19 protein-coding genes and 1 tRNA gene are annotated in these 18337 nt (G+C 71.1%); 14 read left to right on the forward strand and 6 right to left on the reverse strand.

Going from position 1 to position 18337, the window contains the following annotated elements:
• The first annotated feature begins 295 nt into the window (after nucleotides 1–295).
• From exbB to ACW9J6_RS07265, 5 genes are all read left to right on the forward strand, one after another.
• Nucleotides 296–1231: a tonB-system energizer ExbB gene (gene exbB, locus ACW9J6_RS07245; protein WP_457115780.1), complete on the forward strand. Its 936-nt coding sequence runs from the start codon at nucleotides 296–298 to the stop codon at nucleotides 1229–1231.
• A gap of 4 nt (nucleotides 1232–1235) precedes the next feature.
• Entirely contained in the window at nucleotides 1236–1670 is a 435-nt protein-coding gene (gene exbD / locus ACW9J6_RS07250) for a TonB system transport protein ExbD (protein ID WP_457115781.1), read from the forward strand.
• A complete protein-coding gene (locus ACW9J6_RS07255) occupies nucleotides 1667–2542 on the forward strand; it encodes a TonB family protein (RefSeq protein WP_457115782.1) in 876 nt (291 codons plus the stop codon). The genes exbD and ACW9J6_RS07255 overlap by 4 nt, the downstream gene beginning before the upstream one ends.
• 634 nt (nucleotides 2543–3176) lie before the next feature.
• On the forward strand, nucleotides 3177–4163 hold the full coding sequence (locus ACW9J6_RS07260; protein WP_457115783.1) for a DctP family TRAP transporter solute-binding subunit: 987 nt from the start codon (nucleotides 3177–3179) through the stop codon (nucleotides 4161–4163).
• A gap of 166 nt (nucleotides 4164–4329) precedes the next feature.
• On the forward strand, nucleotides 4330–6333 hold the full coding sequence (locus ACW9J6_RS07265; protein ID WP_457115784.1) for a methyl-accepting chemotaxis protein: 2004 nt from the start codon (nucleotides 4330–4332) through the stop codon (nucleotides 6331–6333).
• Nucleotides 6334–6363: 30 nt separating this feature from the next.
• Here the strand turns inward: ACW9J6_RS07265 and ACW9J6_RS07270 are convergent, their stop codons facing one another.
• Nucleotides 6364–7146 (reverse strand): AAA family ATPase, encoded by a 783-nt coding sequence (locus tag ACW9J6_RS07270; protein WP_457115785.1) that lies wholly within the window; start codon nucleotides 7144–7146, stop codon nucleotides 6364–6366.
• A 153-nt stretch (nucleotides 7147–7299) separates the two neighbouring features.
• Here ACW9J6_RS07270 and ACW9J6_RS07275 point away from each other — a divergent pair, with 153 nt between their 5' ends.
• Both ACW9J6_RS07275 and ACW9J6_RS07280 read left to right on the forward strand, forming a co-directional pair.
• Entirely contained in the window at nucleotides 7300–8214 is a 915-nt protein-coding gene (locus ACW9J6_RS07275) for a PhzF family phenazine biosynthesis protein (RefSeq protein ID WP_457115786.1), read from the forward strand.
• Entirely contained in the window at nucleotides 8211–8921 is a 711-nt protein-coding gene (locus ACW9J6_RS07280) for an NUDIX hydrolase (protein WP_457115787.1), read from the forward strand. The genes ACW9J6_RS07275 and ACW9J6_RS07280 overlap by 4 nt, the downstream gene beginning before the upstream one ends.
• A gap of 507 nt (nucleotides 8922–9428) precedes the next feature.
• Here the strand turns inward: ACW9J6_RS07280 and ACW9J6_RS07285 are convergent.
• Both ACW9J6_RS07285 and ACW9J6_RS07290 read right to left on the reverse strand, forming a co-directional pair.
• On the reverse strand, nucleotides 9429–9782 hold the full coding sequence (locus tag ACW9J6_RS07285; RefSeq protein ID WP_457115788.1) for a hypothetical protein: 354 nt from the start codon (nucleotides 9780–9782) through the stop codon (nucleotides 9429–9431).
• A 152-nt stretch (nucleotides 9783–9934) separates the two neighbouring features.
• Nucleotides 9935–10255, reverse strand: coding sequence for a hypothetical protein (locus tag ACW9J6_RS07290; RefSeq protein ID WP_457115789.1), 321 nt, complete (start codon nucleotides 10253–10255; stop codon nucleotides 9935–9937).
• Between the two features lie 480 nt (nucleotides 10256–10735).
• Between ACW9J6_RS07290 and ACW9J6_RS07295 the strand changes: the two genes are divergently transcribed.
• A complete protein-coding gene (locus ACW9J6_RS07295; protein WP_457115790.1) occupies nucleotides 10736–12295 on the forward strand; it encodes a 2-isopropylmalate synthase in 1560 nt (519 codons plus the stop codon).
• 121 nt (nucleotides 12296–12416) lie between these two features.
• A tRNA-Lys gene (locus tag ACW9J6_RS07300) sits at nucleotides 12417–12492 on the forward strand.
• A gap of 100 nt (nucleotides 12493–12592) precedes the next feature.
• Here ACW9J6_RS07300 and ACW9J6_RS07305 read toward each other — a convergent pair.
• The 3 genes from ACW9J6_RS07305 to ACW9J6_RS07315 form a co-directional block, all read right to left on the reverse strand.
• Nucleotides 12593–13213, reverse strand: coding sequence for a PAS domain-containing protein (locus tag ACW9J6_RS07305; RefSeq protein WP_457115791.1), 621 nt, complete (start codon nucleotides 13211–13213; stop codon nucleotides 12593–12595).
• 63 nt (nucleotides 13214–13276) lie between these two features.
• A complete protein-coding gene (locus ACW9J6_RS07310; RefSeq protein ID WP_457115792.1) occupies nucleotides 13277–13681 on the reverse strand; it encodes a MucR family transcriptional regulator in 405 nt (134 codons plus the stop codon).
• Between the two features lie 147 nt (nucleotides 13682–13828).
• A complete protein-coding gene (locus ACW9J6_RS07315; protein ID WP_457115793.1) occupies nucleotides 13829–14116 on the reverse strand; it encodes a DUF6894 family protein in 288 nt (95 codons plus the stop codon).
• On the opposite strand from ACW9J6_RS07315, the gene ACW9J6_RS07320 reads away from it, so the two are divergent.
• From ACW9J6_RS07320 to ACW9J6_RS07340, 5 genes are all read left to right on the forward strand, one after another.
• The gene (locus ACW9J6_RS07320; RefSeq protein ID WP_457115868.1) at nucleotides 14027–14338 is read left to right on the forward strand and encodes a hypothetical protein; all 312 of its coding nucleotides are present in this window, start codon (nucleotides 14027–14029) and stop codon (nucleotides 14336–14338) included. The genes ACW9J6_RS07315 and ACW9J6_RS07320 overlap by 90 nt on opposite strands.
• 465 nt (nucleotides 14339–14803) lie before the next feature.
• The gene (locus ACW9J6_RS07325) at nucleotides 14804–15031 is read left to right on the forward strand and encodes a hypothetical protein (protein ID WP_457115794.1); all 228 of its coding nucleotides are present in this window, start codon (nucleotides 14804–14806) and stop codon (nucleotides 15029–15031) included.
• 43 nt (nucleotides 15032–15074) lie between these two features.
• Nucleotides 15075–15374 carry a DUF2171 domain-containing protein gene (locus ACW9J6_RS07330; protein WP_457115795.1) on the forward strand — a complete coding sequence of 100 codons (300 nt, stop codon included), beginning with the start codon at nucleotides 15075–15077 and terminating at the stop codon, nucleotides 15372–15374.
• A 437-nt stretch (nucleotides 15375–15811) separates the two neighbouring features.
• Nucleotides 15812–16909: an NADH:flavin oxidoreductase gene (locus tag ACW9J6_RS07335; RefSeq protein WP_457115796.1), complete on the forward strand. Its 1098-nt coding sequence runs from the start codon at nucleotides 15812–15814 to the stop codon at nucleotides 16907–16909.
• A 1000-nt stretch (nucleotides 16910–17909) separates the two neighbouring features.
• A complete protein-coding gene (locus ACW9J6_RS07340) occupies nucleotides 17910–18176 on the forward strand; it encodes a hypothetical protein (RefSeq protein ID WP_457115797.1) in 267 nt (88 codons plus the stop codon).
• The last annotated feature ends 161 nt before the right edge of the window (nucleotides 18177–18337 follow it).

The raw sequence follows: 18337 nt of genomic DNA on the forward strand, positions 1-18337 counted from the left end.
CGTGTCCCGGTTGATCGCGTCGCGAGGCGGGTCCGGGTGTCGCACGGGCGTGCGGCGCGGAGGTTCGCCGCGCGGGCCCCGAGAGAGACCCGAGACGCGATGGGTCCCGCTCCGACCGGACCGCTCCCGCAGCGGGCCCCCCTGACGTCCCGCCACGTCCTCCACCAGAGACCGCCGCCGTCCGGGGCGCCGGTGCGAGACTTTTTTCGGGGCCGGCGCTGTCGCTTCGCGCGCCTCGATCGACAGAGGAGGCAGAACCCCTGTCCGGACGACGTGTGATGGAGATCGTGGCGTCATGGTCGTGAAATCTTGCGGTGGCGTCCGTCGCCGCCACTTTGGTCTCGGGCACGGTCTGGCCGCCGCCGGGCTGCTCGTCATCCTCGCCGCGGGCGGCCCGACGGGCGCCGTCCTCGCCCAGGAGGAAGCCCCGCGGGCCGAGGCTGTGGGGCAGCCCGCCCAAGCGGCGGAACCGGCGGCGGCGCCCGTCGCCACGGAAGCCCGGCTGCCCGCGCCGGCCAAGTCCGAGAAGCCGCACGCGCCGCTCTCGCCGCTCGGCATGTTCCTGGGCGCCGACCCGGTCGTGCAGGGCGTGATGGTCCTGCTCGCGCTGGCGTCAGTGGCGACCTGGACGGTGCTGCTCGTGCGCGCCCTCGCCCTGTTCCTCGCCAAGGCCCGCATGCGTCGGGCGATCACGCGGATCCGCGCCGCGGAGAGCCTGGCGGCGGCCGCGGAGGCGATCAGCGGGGGCGTCCCGGCCCGTCTCCTGGAGGCGGCGGAGGAGGAGGTCGACCGCTCGCCCGGCCTGCCGAGCGAGGGCATCAAGGAGCGCGCCCAGGCCGTCCTCGGCCGGATCGAGGCCGCCGCGGCCAAGCGCGCGGCCTCGGGTACCGGCCTCCTCGCGACGATCGGCTCGACCGGCCCCTTCGTGGGGCTGTTCGGCACGGTCTGGGGCATCATGCACAGCTTCATCGGCATCGCCGAATCCCACACCACCAACCTTGCCGTGGTGGCGCCAGGCATCGCCGAGGCGCTGCTCGCCACCGGGATCGGCCTCGTCGCGGCGATCCCGGCGGTGGTGATCTACAACGCGCTCACCCGGTCCGTGGCGGCCTATCGGGCGCTGATGAGCGACGCCGTGGCGCTGATCCTGTGCCACCTCTCGCGCGACCTCGACCGGCGCGCCTTCGGGCGCGGCCTACGCCAGCCCCACCTGAGCGTCGCGGCGGAGTGAGGCCATGGCGATCCGCATCGGGACCGACGCCGCCGACGACCTGGCCGAGACTGCCGACATCAACATCACGCCGTTCATCGACGTGATCCTGGTGCTGCTCATCATCTTCATGGTGGCCGCACCGCTCTCCACAGTGGACGTCCCGGTCGAACTGCCGACCTCGGCGGCGCCGGTGCAGCCGCGGCCCGACAACCCGGTCTTCGTGAGCGTGAAGGCCGACCTCGCGATCGTGGTCGGGGAAGAGACCGTGGCGCGGGAGGGCCTGGGGACCGCCCTCGACCAGGCCGCGAAGGGCAACAAGGACGAGCGGATCTTCCTGCGCGCCGACAGGGGCGTGTCCTACGGCGACCTCATGCAGGTGATGAACCTGCTGCGCGGGGCCGGCTACCTGAAGGTCGGTCTGGTGGGACTTGAGGAGACCGGGGCGGCGCAGCCATGATCCACCCGCCCCCCGACGCCTTCGTCGCGGCGATCCCGGCACGCCGGCCGCCGGTGCGGGACGAGCGGTCGCCCGCTCTCCGCGCCCTGACCTGGGCGCTCGCCACCGCGCTCACCGCGGGGCTCCATGTCGGCCTCTACCGCGCCCTGACCCGCGACGAGCCGGCCGCCGCGCCGCGCCCGGCGGAGGCCCCGGCCGCAATCATGGTGAACCTCGCGCCGATCCCGGTGACCGCGCGCTCCGAGGTCGACAACCAGGCGGATGGACCGGCCTCCGCGGCGAACGAGGCCGCGGCCGAGACGCCCGAGCCACCGCCGCCGCCGGCCGAGGAGGCGGTCGTCGCGGCCCCGCCCCCGCCGCCGGAGGTGAAGCCCCAGGCCGTGCTGCCCGCGCCGGCCCCCAAGCCGAAGCCGCGGGCGGAGACGCCGCCCGAGAAGCCCGCCGAGAAGCCGAAGCCGCGCAAGGAGTCTGAGACGCCGCGGAAGCCCAAGCCGCGGGAGCAGGCGAAGACGGCCTCTCGGGCCGGCGGCGGCTCCCGCTCCGACCGGCAGACGGCGGCGCGCACCGCGGCTCCCGTGGCCGGCGAGGCGGTGAGCGAGGCCTCCCGCGCGAGCTGGCAGAACGAGGTGCGCAGCCGCATCGTGCGCGCCAAGCGCTTCCCCTCCGAGGCCCACGGCGCCACTGGGGTTGCGGTGGTGAGCGTCACCTTCACGGCGAGCGGTGGGGCGGGCGGCGCCCGGCTGGTCGCGTCGTCCGGCAACGCCGCCCTCGACGCCGAGGCGGTGGCCGTGATGTCCCGGGCCGCGCCCTATCCGCCGCCGCCGAGCGGCCGCGCCACGGTTCTGACCGTCCCGCTGAACTTCCGGCGTTGACGCCTCGGGCGGTGCTGCGCGCCCGCGCCGCCGCACCCCGCGGCGACCTCGACGGGCGCCGCGGGTGGTCGACGGCGCCCGGGGCCGCCTGCCCGCCGCGCGGGGCGAAGCCCGGGATGGGGCCCGGCCCGGCATCCGCCCGCCGCACCGCCCCGTCCGCCACGCCCCATCATACAATGTCCGGCTGATGGCTCGGCGATGCTGCGCATCTGGCGATGCTGCGCATCTGGCGATGCTGTGCATCGCGCGCCCATGCGAACATCGGCTTCGCTCGGGTGCGCAGAGCCAAGCTCCCGGGCGGAGCGAAGCTCCCGGGCGGAGCGAAGCTCTCGGGCGGAGCGAAGCTCTCGGGCGGAGCGAAGCTCTCGGGCGGAGCGAAGCTCCGCCGCATGGGCTTGGTGAGAGCCGCGTGAGCCGGGATCGCGCCAAGCACCGGCGCTGATGCGCCCGGCAGGACCGGCCGGACCGCTCCATTCCCCCGGCCTGGACTGCTATAGATCCGCCGACCTCCACCTATCGCCAGATATGTTGCGCAGGGTGTTCTGTTAATCTCGTATTAGCGACCTCAAAGCAACGTTGGATTGCTCGCCTCTCGGCGCGCCATTTTGCTCCGAGCTAAAGAAGATTGGATACAATGGATCGCAGGTGCTTCATCCTGGGGGCGATCTCAGGGCTATCCTTCGGAGCTGCGGCCCGGAGCCGGGCCGAGGCGAGCCCGCGGGCGCGGGTCTTCCGGCTCGCGGTGACCAACGCGACCCCGTCGGCGACCGGGCAGTTCGCGACCGCCTTCGCGTCCGAGATCGCCGCGAGCACCGGCGGGCGGCTGCGGATCGAGACTTATCCGTCGGGGACGCTGGGTGGGGAGTTCGAGACGACGCAGGACGCCGCCAAGGGGGCGATGGACCTCGTGATCACGTCGAGCGCCGGCTACGCCAACCTCGTGCCGAAGCTCGGCGTCTTCGACATCCCGTTCCTGTTCCGCGACGTCGGCCATGCCCGCGCCGTCCTCGACGGGCCGATCGGCCAGAAGGCGCTGGGCGAGGTCGAGCCCGCCGGCCTCGTCGGCCTCGCCTGGGGCGAGAACGGCCTGCGCCACCTCACCACCACCGACGTGCCGGTGCGTAGCCCCCGGGACCTTGCCGGGCTGAAGATCCGCGTGCCGCAATCGGAGGTGATGATCGCCGGCTTCAAGGCCTTCGGCGCCGATCCCCGGCCGCTGGCCTTCCCGGACCTCTACGGGGCGCTGAGCGCCGGCGAGTTCCAGGGCCAGGAGAACCCGCTCGCCAACATCGCGAGCGCCAATTTCGACCGGGTGCAGAAGTACCTGTCGCTGACCGGCCACATCTACTCGCCCGCCATGCTGCTGATGGCGCGGGGCCTCCACGAGACCCTGTCGGAGGAGGAGCGGGCGCTGTTCCGAAGGGCCGGGCGCAAGGCCGCGCAGGTCTGCCGCCGGTTCAGCGACGAGAGCGAGACGAAGCTGCTGGCTGACCTGAAGGGGCGGGGCATGACGGTGATCCCCGACATCGACCGGGCCGCCTTCGCGGCCGCGGCGGCGAGCGCCGCCGGCCCGTTCGAGGCGCAGTTCGGCAAGGCGGTGCTCGACGCCATCCGGGCCTAGAGCATTTTCCGACGAACTGGATACCGGCTCGTCGCAGAAAATACTGAATAATCAAAGACCCAGAGCGGCTCCCGACCGCAGCGCGATCGGGCGCCGCCGCGCGGGCGCGCGCCGAAGCGCGCGCCGAGACGACCGACCGCCCTCCCCTGCTCCAGAGCCTCCTGCCATGACCTCCCTCCTCGCCCGCCTCACCGACCGGTCGATCGGCGCCCGCATCACCCTCGGTTTCGGCCTCATCCTGCTGCTGCTCTTCGGCATCGCCGCCTTCGGGAGCCTCAGCCTGCACCGGGTCGGGGGCACCGTCGCGGCGATCGAGGCCGCCGCCCTGCGCTCGGACCAATTGTCGGACTTCGCCAACGGCGTCACCGACGCGGACCTTCAGGTTACCCGCTACCTGCGCGCGCCCGGCGGGGGCGAACTCGTCGCCGCGCAGGCCGCGCAGAAGGGCGTGCGCGCCCGCCTGACCCGGATCGAGGCCCTGATCGGACCCGACGCGGCCCCTCTCTGGACCGACCTCGACGCGTTGGACGCCGCCGTCGCGCGCATCGTCGCCGACACCAAGGCGCGCGACGGGGCGCTGGGCACGATCGTGGCGCTCACCGCGCGGGTCACGAATTACGGCGGCACCCTGACGGCGCGCCTCGCCGCCGAGGCCGATCCGGCCGCGGAGACCGCCCTGCGCCTCGGCCAGGCCGTGCTGGCGCTGCGGGATTCCGCCCGCCGCACGGTGGCGCGGCCGACCTCGAGCGAGACCGAGATCCTCACCACCGAGCAGGAGCGCGTCCGGCGCGAACTCGCCGACCTCAAGGCCAATCCGCCCATCGCCGAGGAGGCCCGCGCCCTCGCGGCGGGCGTCGCCGCCCCGGCCGAGAAGCTCGCCGCCACCGTGGAGCCCCTTGTCGCCGCCAGCATCGCCTTCGAGAAGGACGTCGCCGGCTGGAAGGCCGTCTCCGGCCGGCTCGCCGCGGCCGCCGCGGCGCTGCGCGAGCGCCTGCTCGCCGCCCGCAACGCCAGCATCGCGGAGGCCGGCGGCACGGCGAGCGCCATGATGGCGACCGCGCTCGCGGTCTCGCTCGCCGCGCTCCTCGTGGGCATCGCCTCGGCGGTCGCGCTCGGCCGCTCGATCAGCCGCCCGCTCCTGCGCCTCGACCGCTCCGTCCAGGCCATCGCGGCCGGCGACCTCACCGTCGCGGTCGCCGGCGCCGAGCGCCGCGACGAGGTCGGCGCCCTCGCCCGGGCCGTGACGGGGTTCAAGGCCGACGCGATCGCCCGCCGGGAGCTGGAGGCCCGCCAGGTCGAGGAGCAGTCGGCGCGCCAGCGCCGCGCCGACCGGGTCGACCAGCTGGTGCGCGGCTTCCAGCGCAGCATCGCGGGCGCTCTCGACGTCGTGACGTCGGCGGCGAGCGAGCTCGACGGCACCTCGCGGGCCATGACCGGGATCGCCGACGCCACCAACCGGCAGGCAGTGGCGTCGAGCGCGGCGGCCGAGGAGACGGCGGTGAACGTCCAGACCGTCGCGGCCGCCGCCGAGGAGATGGTGGCCTCCCTGCAGGAGATCGAGCGCCAGGTGCTGCGCTCGCGCGAGGTGGCGACCCACGCCGCGGGCGAGGCGGAGGCGACGAACGCCGCCATGACCGGGCTCGGCTCGGCCGCCGAGCGGATCGGCGCGGCGGTGACGATCATCTCGACCATCGCCAGCCAGACGAACCTGCTGGCGCTGAACGCCACGATCGAGGCGGCGCGGGCCGGCGAGGCGGGGCGCGGCTTCGCGGTGGTGGCCGCGGAGGTTAAGGACCTCGCCGGCCAGACCGCCCGGGCCACCGAGGAGATCGGCGGCCAGATCGCGGCGATCCAGGCGGAGGCGCAGCGCGCCGCCGCGGCGATGCGCCAGATCGGCCAGACCGTCGCCTCGGTCAACGCCATCACGGCGGCCATCGCCGAGACGGTGGTGCAGCAGAACGCGGCGACGAGCGAGATCGCCCGCAACGCCGCGGAGGCCGCGAGCGGCACCCAGGACGTCTCGGCCACCATCGCCCGGGTGCTCGCGGCCTCGGGCGAGACCGGGGGCGCCGCCGGACGGGTGCTCGCGGCGGCGGCCGACCTCGCTTCGCAGTCGCTGGCGGTCAAGCAGGAGGTGGACCGCTTCCTCGGCGAGATCCAGGCGGCGTGAGCGACGCGGCCGGCGGCCCCGCCGCCGGCCTCACAGCGCGTCCTCGTCGCGCGCCGCGAGGGCGGCTTCGACGAAGAGCTCCGGATCGGCGCAGAAGTCGCGGTAGATTCGGAAATGCGCCGTGTCCTCCAGCCGCACCGGCGCGAGGCCCGCCGGAGTGATCTGGAGGAGCGCGGCGCCCGGCGAGGCCATCAGGAGCGGCGCGTGGGTGACGATGATCGCCTGCGCGTTGCCGGCCCGCTCCATCGCCCGCAGGAGCGCCAGGAACGCGACCTGCCGCCGGGGCGAGAGCGCCGCCTCGGGCTCGTCGAACAGGAAGATCCCCTGGCGCAGGCAGCGCTCGCGGAAGACCCGCAGGAAGCCCTCGCCGTGCGAGTGCGAGAGGTAGTCGGGCGGCGCGGCGCCGACATCGAGCGCCGCCGCATCGACGTAGCGGGCCACCGCGAACAGGCTCTCGGCGCGGAAGAACCAGCCGTCCGTCACCCGCGGGAGCCAGCTCGCGCGCAGCGCGGCGGCCAGCCGGTCCCCCTCCTCGGCGAGCGCGCCCTCGCGGTCGAGCCGGTGATCCCGGCTGCCGCCCGCCCCATCGAAGCCGCACAGGGCGGCGATCCCTTCGAGCAGCGTCGACTTGCCCGACCCGTTCTCGCCCACGATCACGGTGACCGGCCGCTCGAAGGCGACCTCGAAATCCGGGCCGCGGAAGACCGGCAGGCAGAACGGGTAGGCGTCGGGCGTCGCGATCCGGTCCTGGTCGAGCCAGATCCGCCTGAGGAAGGGCGGGGGCAGGCGTGTCTTGAGCGTGCGTCGTGCCATGCGCCCCCCGCCAATCTCCCTGCGTCAGGGCGATCCTGGCCGAAACGCGGGCGCGCGTCTGCCCCAACAACGCTCCCGGCTTCGCGCGGCGGGCGACCTGCGCTACATGCGGGCATCCGGCGCCGCCGCCGGACGTCCCGGGAGACCCGCGCCATGGCCGCTCGCCGCTTCGTGACCCTCGACGTCTTCACCGAGCGGCCGCTCGCCGGCAACCCGCTCGCCGTGGTGCTCGACGCGGAGGGCCTGGACGGGGCCGCCATGCAGGCCATCGCCCGCGAGTTCAACCTGTCCGAGACGGTCTTCGTGCTGCCGCCGGACGAGCCCCGCCACCGGGCGCGGCTGCGCATCTTCACCCCCACCCAGGAACTGCCCTTCGCGGGGCACCCGACCGTCGGCACGGCGGTGCTGCTCGGCCTGCAGGACCGCCGCGCCGAGGCCGCCGATGCCCTCGCCTTCGGGCTGGAGGAGGCGGTCGGGATCGTGCCCTGCGTGGTCGAACCCGGGGACGGGCGGGGCCGGGCGCGCTTCCGGCTGCCGCGGCTGCCGGAGATCTGGGGGGATGCGGAGGGGCTGGGGCCCGACGCCGCCACCGTCGCGGCCGGGCTCGGCCTCGCCGCGCAGGACATCGGCTACGCCCGCCACCGGCCGAGCCGGCACAGCGCCGGCACGCCCTTCGAACTGGTGCCCCTGCGCTCCCTCGACGCCCTCGGCCGCGCGCGGCCGAACGCGGAGGCGCTGGAGCGGGCCTTCGGCGGCCACCCGAAGGTGCTGCTCTATACCGGCGAGACCCAGGATCCCGCCCACACCTTCCGGGCGCGGATGTTCGCCCCGAGCCTCGGCATCGCGGAGGATCCGGCGACGGGGTCGGCCGCCGCGGCCTTCGCCGGGGCGCTGATGCAGTTCGAGCCGCTGGGCGAGGGCACGCACGACGTGGTGATCGCCCAGGGCTACGAGATGGGCCGGCCGAGCGAGATCGCCTTGCAACTGGTGATCGAGGCGGGCGTCCTGCGCGCGGCCGAGATCGGCGGCAGCGCCGTCGTGGTGAGCGAGGGCACCCTGCGCGCATGACCGGCGACGTGACGCTGGCGCGGGCCGCCCGCCTGGCCGCCGCGATGGCGCCCTACGATTGGGCCTGGCCGCGGGAGAACCGGGCGGAGATCGCCGCCCATTGGGAGCGGCGCCGCGCCGAGCAGCCGGCGCTGTTCAACGGCCGCGTGCTGCTCGCGAGCGCCGTGACGCTGCGCGACGGGGTGCTGGAGGCGCGGCTGTTCGAGACCGACTTCGCCAGCTTCACGACCTTTCGGGATCGCGGCTACCCCGACCCGGCGGTGACCAACATCTTCGCCGCGGTGGCGCCCCGCAGCCGCGACGGCGCCTACCTGCTCGGGCGCATGAACAGGCACACCGCCAATGCGGGCCAGGTCTACTTCGCCTGCGGCACGCCGGACCCCACCGATATCGGCCCCGACGGCCGCGTCGACCTCGGGGCGAGCGCCCTGCGCGAATTGAAGGAGGAGACCGGCCTCGTCCCGCCGCCCGACGCGGCGGAGGAGTGGTTCCTGATCCGCCGAGGCGGCCACCTCGCCTGCCTGCGGGTCGTGGTGATGGACGAGGACGCCGCGCCGCTGGTGGCACGGGCCGAGGCGCATCTCGCCGCCGAGGCGGAGCCGGAGCTCTCCGGGATCGTCACGGTGCGCCGGCCGGAGGAGATCGATCCGGCCGCGATGCCGGCCTTCGTTCAGGTCTTCCTGCGCGAGGTGTTCCGGGCCGGCTGAGCCCGCGCTCGGATCTCGTCCATCGGCCTCGCCTCGGCGCGGCGGGACGCGAGGCCGGCCGACCCCTGCCTCCGCCCGTGGGCGGCGAAGCGTCCGGTCATGCGCGCGTGGAGCCGCTTGACGATGCCGCTCGCCGTCGGCGTGAACAGGAACGGCACACCGCGTGCACGAAGGTGGCCGCCGCCGCGCCGGCGAGCGGCACGGCGTCGCTCAGCGAGGCCCGCATGTGCTGCAGGTCGCTCTCGCAGAGGGCGGCGGGATGGCCGTGAAGGGATCGGTCAGGCGCATGGCGATGGTCAGGCGGGCGGGCGCCCGACGTATCGGGCGCCCGGGCGACCCGACCGGACCCAAGAGCCGCGCCAACCGCGGGCATCACCCGGCGATGAGCACCAAGCGGACCGCCTCTCGATCGGGCTTGGGTCGAATCGCAACGTGAAGCCGGCTCCAGGTCTCTGATTTGACCGCATCTTCTGCGACGAACCGGCCTCCACGTCGTCGGACAATGCTCTAGCGGGTCCACTGCTCGCCGCCGAGCGTCCGGCCGCCCGCGTAGGTCCAGACCACGTTGACGCGGTCGCCGTCCTCGGTCACGAGCAGGCAGATGCCGGTGTCGCTGCCGCCCGCCTTGTAGGCCACGGCGATGAACCCGTCCTTGCCGATCCCGGTGCCCACGTACTTCGTGCCGCCGATGGACCAGGTGACGCGGTAGGTCTCGCCGGTCTTCGTGACCTCCGCGGTTCCCGTATAGCTGGAATTGTCGGGCGTGGCGCCCTTGACCTGGTAGCGGCCGGAAATGTCGAGGGCCGCCGCGGGGCTGGCTGCGACGAGCAGGGCGATGACGAGGGCCGCGAGACCGCGCATGAGGGATTCTCCGAGTTGTTCAGCGACCGCTCGGTAAGCGATCGTCCGAGTTCCCGATACCCGGTCGTTCTGCCTAAACCTTGGGGAATGCGGCGCCGCGCGACCGCCGAGGACGGGGATGTCTCGACGGTAGCAGGCGAGGCCGCCCCGCCCTACGGGTAGCCGTAGCGGGCGCGGGCGGCGGCGTGGAGGCGCAGGGCCTCGGCCTCGTGGCCGGCGGCGCAGGCCTGGGCGGCGTGGGCCAGATCGGCCGAGAAGCGCTTGCCGACGGGCTCGTTGAGGTTGCCGGTGGCGACGTCGCTGTCGACGATGGCCTGGGTGCGGGCGATGGCCGGGCCGCAGCCGGGGCCGCCGGCCGGGATGGGCGCGGCGACGGGCGCGAGGGCGGCGGCCGGCGGCGGCGCGGTCGGCTTGCAGGCCGCGAGGCCGAGGGCGGCGGCGAGGGCGGCGGCGAGTCCGGAACGGGGCGACATGGGCGCTCTCCTGGCGACGGGACGGGCGCGGCGGCGATCCCGCACGGCGCGGCCCCGCCGATGGCGACGATGCGGCCGAGCTTGTCGCAAGGCGGGCCCCGGGGGTCAATCCGGGCTGCCGGCGCGGCGTCGTCGGGCCGCCGGGGCGGCCTCTTGGGGGCCACCGGGGCCGGCATCGTGGGGCCGCGCCGGCTTGCCAGCCCCGCCCGCGCCCGGTAGAGAGGCCCGGTCAGGCGTTCCGCCTCGAGGAGACCCGAGCCGTGGCCCATGCCGGCTCCCTGCCGCTGCCGATGACGACCGCCCTCCCGGCGGCGACGGCGCGCGCGCTCCTCCTCACCGGCCTCCTCCTTAGCCGCCCCTGAGGGCCGTCCGGGCGCGCGCCTGGGCCTTCAGGGGAGCGCGACGAACCCGAGACCTTCCTCATCGCGACCGCGCCGCCGTGAGCGCCGCGCCGGGCGATCCCTCCCAAGGACGGATTCCATGACCCAGACCGCCTCCTCCTCCGAGCGCGTCCTGATCTTCGACACCACGCTGCGCGACGGCGAGCAATGCCCCGGCGCCACCATGACCTTCGAGGAGAAGCTCGCGGTGGCCGAGATGCTCGACGGCATGGGTGTCGACATCATCGAGGCCGGCTTCCCGATCGCCTCGAACGGCGATTTCGAGGCAGTGGCCGAGATCGCCCGGCGCACCAAGCGCGCGGTGGTGGCGGGCCTCGCCCGCGCCATCCCGGCGGACATCGCGCGGGCCGGCGAGGCGGTGCGCCACGCCCAGCGCGGGCGCATCCACACCTTCGTGTCGACCTCGCCGATCCACCTCGCGCACCAGATGCGCAAGAGCGAGGAGGAGGTGCTGGAGATCATCCAGAAGACCGTGGCCCAGGCCCGCGACCTCGTCGAGGACGTGGAGTGGTCGGCCATGGACGCGACCCGCACGCCGATCGATTATCTCTGCCGCTGCGTCGAGATGGCGATCCGGATGGGCGCCACGACGATCAACCTGCCCGACACGGTGGGCTACGCGACGCCCGACGAGTACCGGGCGATGTTCCGCGCCGTGCGCGAGCGGGTGCCGGGCGCCGATAAGGCGGTGTTCTCGGTGCATTGCCACAACGATCTGGGGCTCGCCATCGCCAACTCGCTCGCCGGCCTCGAGGGCGGCGCCCGCCAAGTCGAGTGCACGATCAACGGCATCGGCGAGCGGGCCGGCAACGCGGCGCTGGAGGAGGTGGTGATGGCGATCCGCACCCGCGGCGACGTCCTGCCCTACGCGACCGGCATCGACACGACGCAGATCATGCGCGCCTCGAAGCTGGTGGCGGCGGCCACCCATTTCCCGGTGCAGTACAACAAGGCGATCGTCGGCCGGAACGCCTTCGCGCACGAGAGCGGCATCCACCAGGACGGGATGCTCAAGAACCAGTCCACCTACGAGATCATGACGCCGGGATCGGTCGGCGTTCAGAAGACCTCGCTGGTGATGGGCAAGCACTCGGGGCGCGCCGCCTTCCGGGCGAAGCTGGAGGACATGGGCTACCGCCTGTCCGACAACCAGTTCCAGGACGCGTTCGAGCGGTTCAAGGCGCTCGCGGACCGCAAGAAGAACGTCTACGATGAGGACATCGAGGCGCTGGTCGACGAGAACCTGGCGACGGCGCACGACCGCATCCGGCTCGTCTCGCTGACCGTGATCGCGGGCACGCGCGGCCCGCAGCGGGCGACGATGCGCCTCGACATCGACGGGCGCGCGGCGACCGAGGAGGCGGACGGCAACGGCCCGGTGGACGCGGTCTTCAACGCCATCCACGCGCTCGTGCCCCACGAGGCCAAGCTCGAACTCTACGACGTGCACGCGGTGACCGAGGGCACCGACGCGCAGGCCGAGGTGTCGGTGCGGCTGCGCCAGGGCGAGCGCAGCGTGACGGCCCGCGGCGCCGACCCGGACACGCTGGTGGCTTCGGCCAAGGCCTACCTGGCGGCGCTCAACAAGCTGCTCGCCGGCGCGAACCGCCTGCATGCCCAGCATGCGGCGGCCGAATAGCCGTCGAAAAATCGCCCGGCGGGGCGGTTTCGGGGCTGGACTCTCCGGATCCGACCCGCTAAATCCCCGCTCGCAGTCGGGACGGTTGGTGGCCGCCCCGACCCCGCTCCTACGGAGCGATGGGTGCATAGCTCAGTTGGTAGAGCAGCTGACTCTTAATCAGCGGGTCCTAGGTTCGAGCCCTAGTGCACCCACCAAATTTTCCAGGCCCTGTGACTCAACGCTCGGCTGCTGAAGACGGCAGTGGCGGCCGGGACTGGACACATGGTGCCCGTCGATCGGCGGCCACGCGCGCGTTCACCGGTCCCGGCGAGTCACACCAAGTTTGAGAGCGGCGACCTGCCTCCTGATGAGCAGGCGTGTTTCGTGCACCCGGCGCCTGAGCTCGGCAGCCTCCCGAATGGCGGCGTCAGCACGATCGAGCAGCTGGTCGGGATGCGGCTTGCGCACGGCCGTGGACGTTGGGGTCGGAACGCCGATCCGAGCTTCTGTCACATGGTGGATCAGGGCGATCGCCGATCTCGCGTCGTCTACGATCGCCCAATTCAACGGCTGCCAGTAGCGGACCTCCCAGGGACGACCCTCAGGTTGGATGTCGTACCGCTGTAGCCGCATGACATCCGGCTGCTGGCTCCGAAGGACGGTCTCGAACGAGGCCCGGAGATTGCGGACGCCGTCTGCGGCGAGATCATGAGGGCTGTCGGGAAACGCGTCGAACATGTCCAGGCCCGCGAGTGCGTCGCGCCGCCGACCCGTCGCGCTCAGATAGGCGTCATTGGCGTTCACGATCCGCAGGTCGGGCGTCACGGCGAGCAGCGGCAGCGGAGCGTGCTCGAACAGACCGCGGTACAGGCCCTCGGCCTGCCGCATCTGCGCCGCCGCAGATCGAAAGTTCGGCGATTGGGATGCGTCGGCCACACTCCTTCTCCCGACAGTTCATTTCGAACTGAACGCCTTGCTCGGGCACGGGTTCGGTCGTCGTCAGGCGCCCCGGCGTCCGAGACCGCTCGCCTTGGCGAGTTCAGAGCGCTGGGCTGCATAGTTCGCCGCCACCATCGGGTAGTCGGGCGGGAGGCCCCATTTTGCTCGGTACGCCTCGGGCGTGAGCCCGCGTGTGCTCAAGTGTCGCTTCAGCGACCTGTAGGGCCTTCCGTCCTCCAAGCTGACGATATGGTCCGGGGTGACCGTCTTCTTGATCGGAACCGGTGGAATCGGCTTCTCCACCACGGGTTCCGGCGGAACAAGAAGGCCACTCAGCGTACTGTGCACACCCTGGATGAGACCGGGGAGATCGTTGCGCGGCACGGAGTTGTGCGAGACATATGCGATCACGAGTTCGACGGTGAGATCGACAAAATCTTGGGCGTCGGACGGCTCCTTGATCATATAGAACTCCGTTGAAGAAGGACTGCTTCGAGCAGTCATCGGGTGAAATCGACGCAATTTGGTTGTAATTATGGAGCAATCGCAATCATAGGATCTCGTATCCTCGCCGATCATGCGTGAATTGAGCGGTCAGGACGCACAGCGCCGCTACAGCTGGTCTGATGGGGAGCGGGGGCGCGGAGCCGAACACGGCCTGGGTCGCCGTTCCAGACCCTCCCAGAACGGCACATCCAGCAAAAGGCGGTCCTGCGTGTCCCGAATCTCGACCGTGTCGCGCAAGAGCGGACCCGCACCCTCCCGTTGAAACGCGTCGGCGACGTTGGGTACCGCTTGGATGGCCTCCAGATGAGCGGCCTCGATGCCGATCAAGTCCAGGCCGATTTCGTCGCGCTCGCAGCCCGCCGGGGTTCGAAGGTGGAAGGAGAAGTGACGCATCGCGTGTGCCCCTATCCAGATCAGCGCAGGCGAAAAATCACATACGTAAACGAAGCGCGGCCGCGGCGCTGGATCGCCGTTCCGTCGAAGAACGCGACGACGTCGCGGGCTGTTCACCTTGGGCCGGCCCGCGACCTGAAAAGCAGGCCTGCCGTCTCATGTTTCACCGATCTGGCACTCCGTTTGCCCGCTTCATCCAACGGCAGCGTCGCAGCGATCTGATCGGGGGTGATCGCCCGCTGACGGCGGCTCTCGTGTGGACGTCCGCCACGGATCGAAGGCAGCCGATCGCCTGGTCAAAGTGATCGAGTTTTGACTTCAAGGGCATGCTCGACGAATTCATCGGCTCGCGCTGCGTAACGGCGCGCCCGGCACCGACGCGATGAACGCGGCCGATTGCTGAGCGGCGTCAGGTCGCCCCCCCCCGCGTTGGCGGAGCGCCCCGCACACCGACCTGATGAATCGCTCCCCGGGGTCATCTCCGGCGCGGCTTGCCCGCCCGGCATCTCACTTAGGATGGATCCGGGTACCGCGCCGGCCCGCGGACGCCATCTGAACTCGCCTCGGAGTCGCGCGGAGGCGACGCAGGAGGGCGGATCTGGTCGGCCGAGCACGACGGACGACACAGGCGTGCCTCGGCGCCGGGCTGCGGAGCCTGCGGGAGGCGACCGGCGGGGGATGTCGGCGATGCTGTCGGAGATCGCGCGTGAGATCCTGGCGTATCTGCGCAGCACGCACCGGCTGCCCGGAGCACGTCTGCGCATCGCGACGCTGGACGAACGGTTCGGGACCGACCCTGCGGTTGCGGTGGCGATCTCCGAACTCGCACGCGCCGGATATGTCGTTACGCCGGACGCCGGCACGATCGAACTGACCCCGAGGGGGTATGCGACGATGACGGCGAGACAGACCTGATCTCATCCCTCAAGCGATTGTTCATGCAGATGGAGAGCGGAACATGTCGAGGAACGCAGGTGATGGAGAGGAAGGACGTCCTCTGCTCGATCTGATCACCGAAGGCATGGTGGTCGTCGATCGCGATGGAACTCGGATCGGATCCGTCGACAAGGTCGAAGGTGGTCACCTCAAGATCTCCCGTGCCGACCAGGAGCCTCGAAATCAGCACCAGTATGTCGCCCCGGATTGGATCGCTGTCGTCGATGATCGTGTCACACTGAACCGGACATTCGACGAGGCAAGGCGCCTGTGGGCGCGCGAGCCCTACGCGCGACGACATCATCTCCAGCGCGCGATCTGAAGCCGCGGTTGGGCGATGTCGTCCGTGCCTCGCGAGCCCGCCACGTTGTGAGAGGGGCGCGACGGTCACGCGTGAGCCAGATCACGCCCGTTCTGCCAGCGCTGTTCGGCGACGCGGATCGGGCTGCAGCGAGGTCTCTCAAGCTTCGGCCGAACGCTCAGGGAGCGCCGCATGACCGGCGGAACCGGCCAGGGCCCGCTGGGACGGTGGGCCGCAGACGGTGGTGCTGGAGCCCCGACCTGGGGTGGCCGAGGGTCTGTCCGATCCCACCGGCGAGCGCTCACGCCGTCAGCGCGGCGGGACCGAAGCGGCGAGGAACCCGAATCCTGCCGAAACACCTGCTGCGGCGGAGGAGCAGCCGACTCCGCGCAGCGTCCCGCAACAGTGCCGTCCCCGGATGATCATCCGCACCGGACGACATGATCCTGGAGAGCGCCATGAGCTTCGACATCTTGTTCCGCCCGTTCGAGCACAAGTCGCTCCGGCTGCAGAACCGGATCGTCATGGCGCCGATGACGCGCTCGTTCTCCCCCGGCGGCGTTCCCACACCTGAAGTCGCCGCCTATTACCGCCGTCGCGCTCCCGAGGTGGGGCTCATCATCTCGGAAGGCACCGTGGTCGACCGGCCGGCGTCGTCGAACGATCCGGCGATCCCTCATTTCCATGGCGACCGCGCGCTCGCCGGCTGGAAGCAGGTCATCGACGAGGTTCACGCCGCCGGTGGCGCGATGGCGCCGCAGATCTGGCACATGGGGATCGTGGCGCCGCATGCGTCCGGGTGGAAGCCGCCCGCCCCCATGGAAGGCCCGTCCGGGCTCGCTGTCCCGGGCGAGGCCGGCGGGGCCGCGATGTCCGAGACCGACATCGCCGAGACGGTCGCGGCGTTCGGCCGTGCCGCCGCGGAGAGCAAGCGGCTCGGCTTCGACGCGGTCGAGATTCACGGCGCACACGGCTACCTGATCGATCAGTTCTTCTGGGCCGGAGTGAACAAGCGCCAGGACCGCTACGGCGGCGCGACCTTGCCCGAGCGCAGCCGGTTCGCCGTCGAGGTGGTGCGCGCGGTTCGCTCTGCGGTCGGCGAGGACTTCGCCGTGATCCTGCGCCTCTCGCAGTGGAAGCAGCAGGACTTCGCGGTGAAACTCGCGCGGACACCCGACGAGATGGCGGCGTGGCTCAACCCTCTCGCCGAAGCGGGAGTCGACATCTTCCACTGCTCGCAGCGGCGTTTCTGGCAGCCGGAATTCGAAGGCTCGGACCTGAACTTCGCGGGTTGGGCGAAGAAGCTGACGGGCAAGCCGACGATCACGGTCGGTTCGGTCGGCCTCTCGGGGGAGTTCATCGCCGCCTTCCAGGGCGAGAGCTCGCGTCCTGATCCGCTCGACGAACTCATTCGCCGTCTCACACGCGGCGACTTCGACCTCGTGGCCGTCGGCCGGGCCGTTCTGTCCGATCCGCACTGGGTCAGCAAGATCCGCGAGGGGCGGCACGAGCAGTTGAAGGACTTCACCCGCGAGGCACTCGCCTCCCTCTTCTAAGGCCGGTGCCCGCACCGGAGCGGAACGCCGGGATGGGCGCCCTCCGTTCGGCCGGAAGCCTGACGAAGGGCCTCAGCTTTCGCGCCGGCCGGTTCATCACGGTCCGCTGACGGTTGCGGAGGATCCGCCACCGGCACCGACGTCTCGGCCGGGCGCCTGCGCGCCGCCTCTCAGCGGTTGGGGCGCGCCGCCTCGCCCTGCCCCCCGGCAGCACCCTGGAGATGAGTGACGATGATCTCTTCAGAGAACATCGTCGGTGCCCTCGGTGCTCGGTTCCCGCATACATGCGTGGTCCGGGGCGACGGTCGAGCGGATTTGGCGCTGGAGCCGTGGATTGCAACGGTCGTGTCCGCGCTCAGCATCCATCCTCCGCGACTGGAATTCGCTGATCGGCCCATGGGGCCGGAGCCGCTCAGATTGAGAGGTGGTGGATGAGGAGGCCTCCGCGTTGCTTCAACGAGGATGATGGCCGGGGCGATGCCCCGCGGTCTGCGGCACGCGCTCCAACGGGCTTATTCGGCGGCACTCCCAAGGGGCCATCCTCAACCAGATTGTGCGGCCACGCTGGTAGGTATCAACGTGCAGCCGGATGGAATAAGGTCTCAGTTTGGGAGATCTTTCTGAGAAATATTACCTAATATTCTATAAGCGGCCAGCGATGCGCGTGTTTCCGACATCCAGCGGCTGCGGTTTGAACCGCCGCTCGCGATCCTTCTTGGACATTTGGAAAGGCTGCCTGCTGGCTTACTGACCGGCGTCGCGCGTCTGGATCCGCCCGGACGCTGCCTGGCCGCTGCGGGTCGCAGGCGGGGAGCGCGCGGCCGTTCGCGCGGCACGGGCTGAACGGCAGCGAGCGACCCGAGGCAGCCCCGCAGCGGTGTGCCGATGAGGACCGGCTGGCGGTATGCGAGCAGACGGTATGGCGACCGGGCTTTGTCGTTGCAGCACGGAAGCAGATTAACATGTGTTATTACGAAGCGTCCGGCTTTCAGAAAGACTGTTGTTGCTGGAATCTTTCCCGTCTTTCATGCCAGCTGTGACCTTGATCGCCCCTCTGTACGATTGGCGTGATCGTTTCTCCTGCGATGGAGTTGTGATGATGCAAGCCCATATATCGGCGCAGCTTCGGGAGTTCTGGGGTGCGATCGCCAAGCACGTAAATGCTAAAGTTCAGCCTGTGCTGCGGGGGGAACAGCGCGAACGTGAGCCGGTGATCGCCTGTTTGCGCAATCCGGAGGTTCTGACCCGGACCGAAAACGAAGGTTGAGAAACAATCCAAATGGTCGCGTCGGGACGTCACGTTTTGGGAGTGCGATAGAACATCGGCTATGGCCTGTAAGCTACATTTTATTTTTGGATGATTCCCAAACTTACATAGAATTCTGCCTTAGAATAAATAATTATCATTTAACGATTTTGCGAAAACTG

It is taken from the genome of Methylobacterium sp. JK268 (genome assembly GCF_054052225.1).

Coding starts and splice junctions, on each gene's coding strand:
- ACW9J6_RS07255 (WP_457115782.1), top strand. CDS start 1,667: ATGATCCACCCGCCCCCCGACGCCTTCGTCGCGGCGATCCCGGCACGC.
- ACW9J6_RS07295 (WP_457115790.1), top strand. CDS start 10,736: ATGACCCAGACCGCCTCCTCCTCCGAGCGCGTCCTGATCTTCGACACC.
- exbB (WP_457115780.1), top strand. CDS start 296: ATGGTCGTGAAATCTTGCGGTGGCGTCCGTCGCCGCCACTTTGGTCTC.
- ACW9J6_RS07335 (WP_457115796.1), top strand. CDS start 15,812: ATGAGCTTCGACATCTTGTTCCGCCCGTTCGAGCACAAGTCGCTCCGG.
- ACW9J6_RS07290 (WP_457115789.1), bottom strand. CDS start 10,255: ATGTCGCCCCGTTCCGGACTCGCCGCCGCCCTCGCCGCCGCCCTCGGC.
- ACW9J6_RS07275 (WP_457115786.1), top strand. CDS start 7,300: ATGGCCGCTCGCCGCTTCGTGACCCTCGACGTCTTCACCGAGCGGCCG.
- ACW9J6_RS07325 (WP_457115794.1), top strand. CDS start 14,804: ATGCTGTCGGAGATCGCGCGTGAGATCCTGGCGTATCTGCGCAGCACG.
- ACW9J6_RS07330 (WP_457115795.1), top strand. CDS start 15,075: ATGTCGAGGAACGCAGGTGATGGAGAGGAAGGACGTCCTCTGCTCGAT.
- ACW9J6_RS07260 (WP_457115783.1), top strand. CDS start 3,177: ATGGATCGCAGGTGCTTCATCCTGGGGGCGATCTCAGGGCTATCCTTC.
- ACW9J6_RS07280 (WP_457115787.1), top strand. CDS start 8,211: ATGACCGGCGACGTGACGCTGGCGCGGGCCGCCCGCCTGGCCGCCGCG.
- ACW9J6_RS07285 (WP_457115788.1), bottom strand. CDS start 9,782: ATGCGCGGTCTCGCGGCCCTCGTCATCGCCCTGCTCGTCGCAGCCAGC.
- ACW9J6_RS07265 (WP_457115784.1), top strand. CDS start 4,330: ATGACCTCCCTCCTCGCCCGCCTCACCGACCGGTCGATCGGCGCCCGC.
- exbD (WP_457115781.1), top strand. CDS start 1,236: ATGGCGATCCGCATCGGGACCGACGCCGCCGACGACCTGGCCGAGACT.
- ACW9J6_RS07315 (WP_457115793.1), bottom strand. CDS start 14,116: ATGCGTCACTTCTCCTTCCACCTTCGAACCCCGGCGGGCTGCGAGCGC.
- ACW9J6_RS07310 (WP_457115792.1), bottom strand. CDS start 13,681: ATGATCAAGGAGCCGTCCGACGCCCAAGATTTTGTCGATCTCACCGTC.
- ACW9J6_RS07270 (WP_457115785.1), bottom strand. CDS start 7,146: ATGGCACGACGCACGCTCAAGACACGCCTGCCCCCGCCCTTCCTCAGG.
- ACW9J6_RS07320 (WP_457115868.1), top strand. CDS start 14,027: ATGAGCGGCCTCGATGCCGATCAAGTCCAGGCCGATTTCGTCGCGCTC.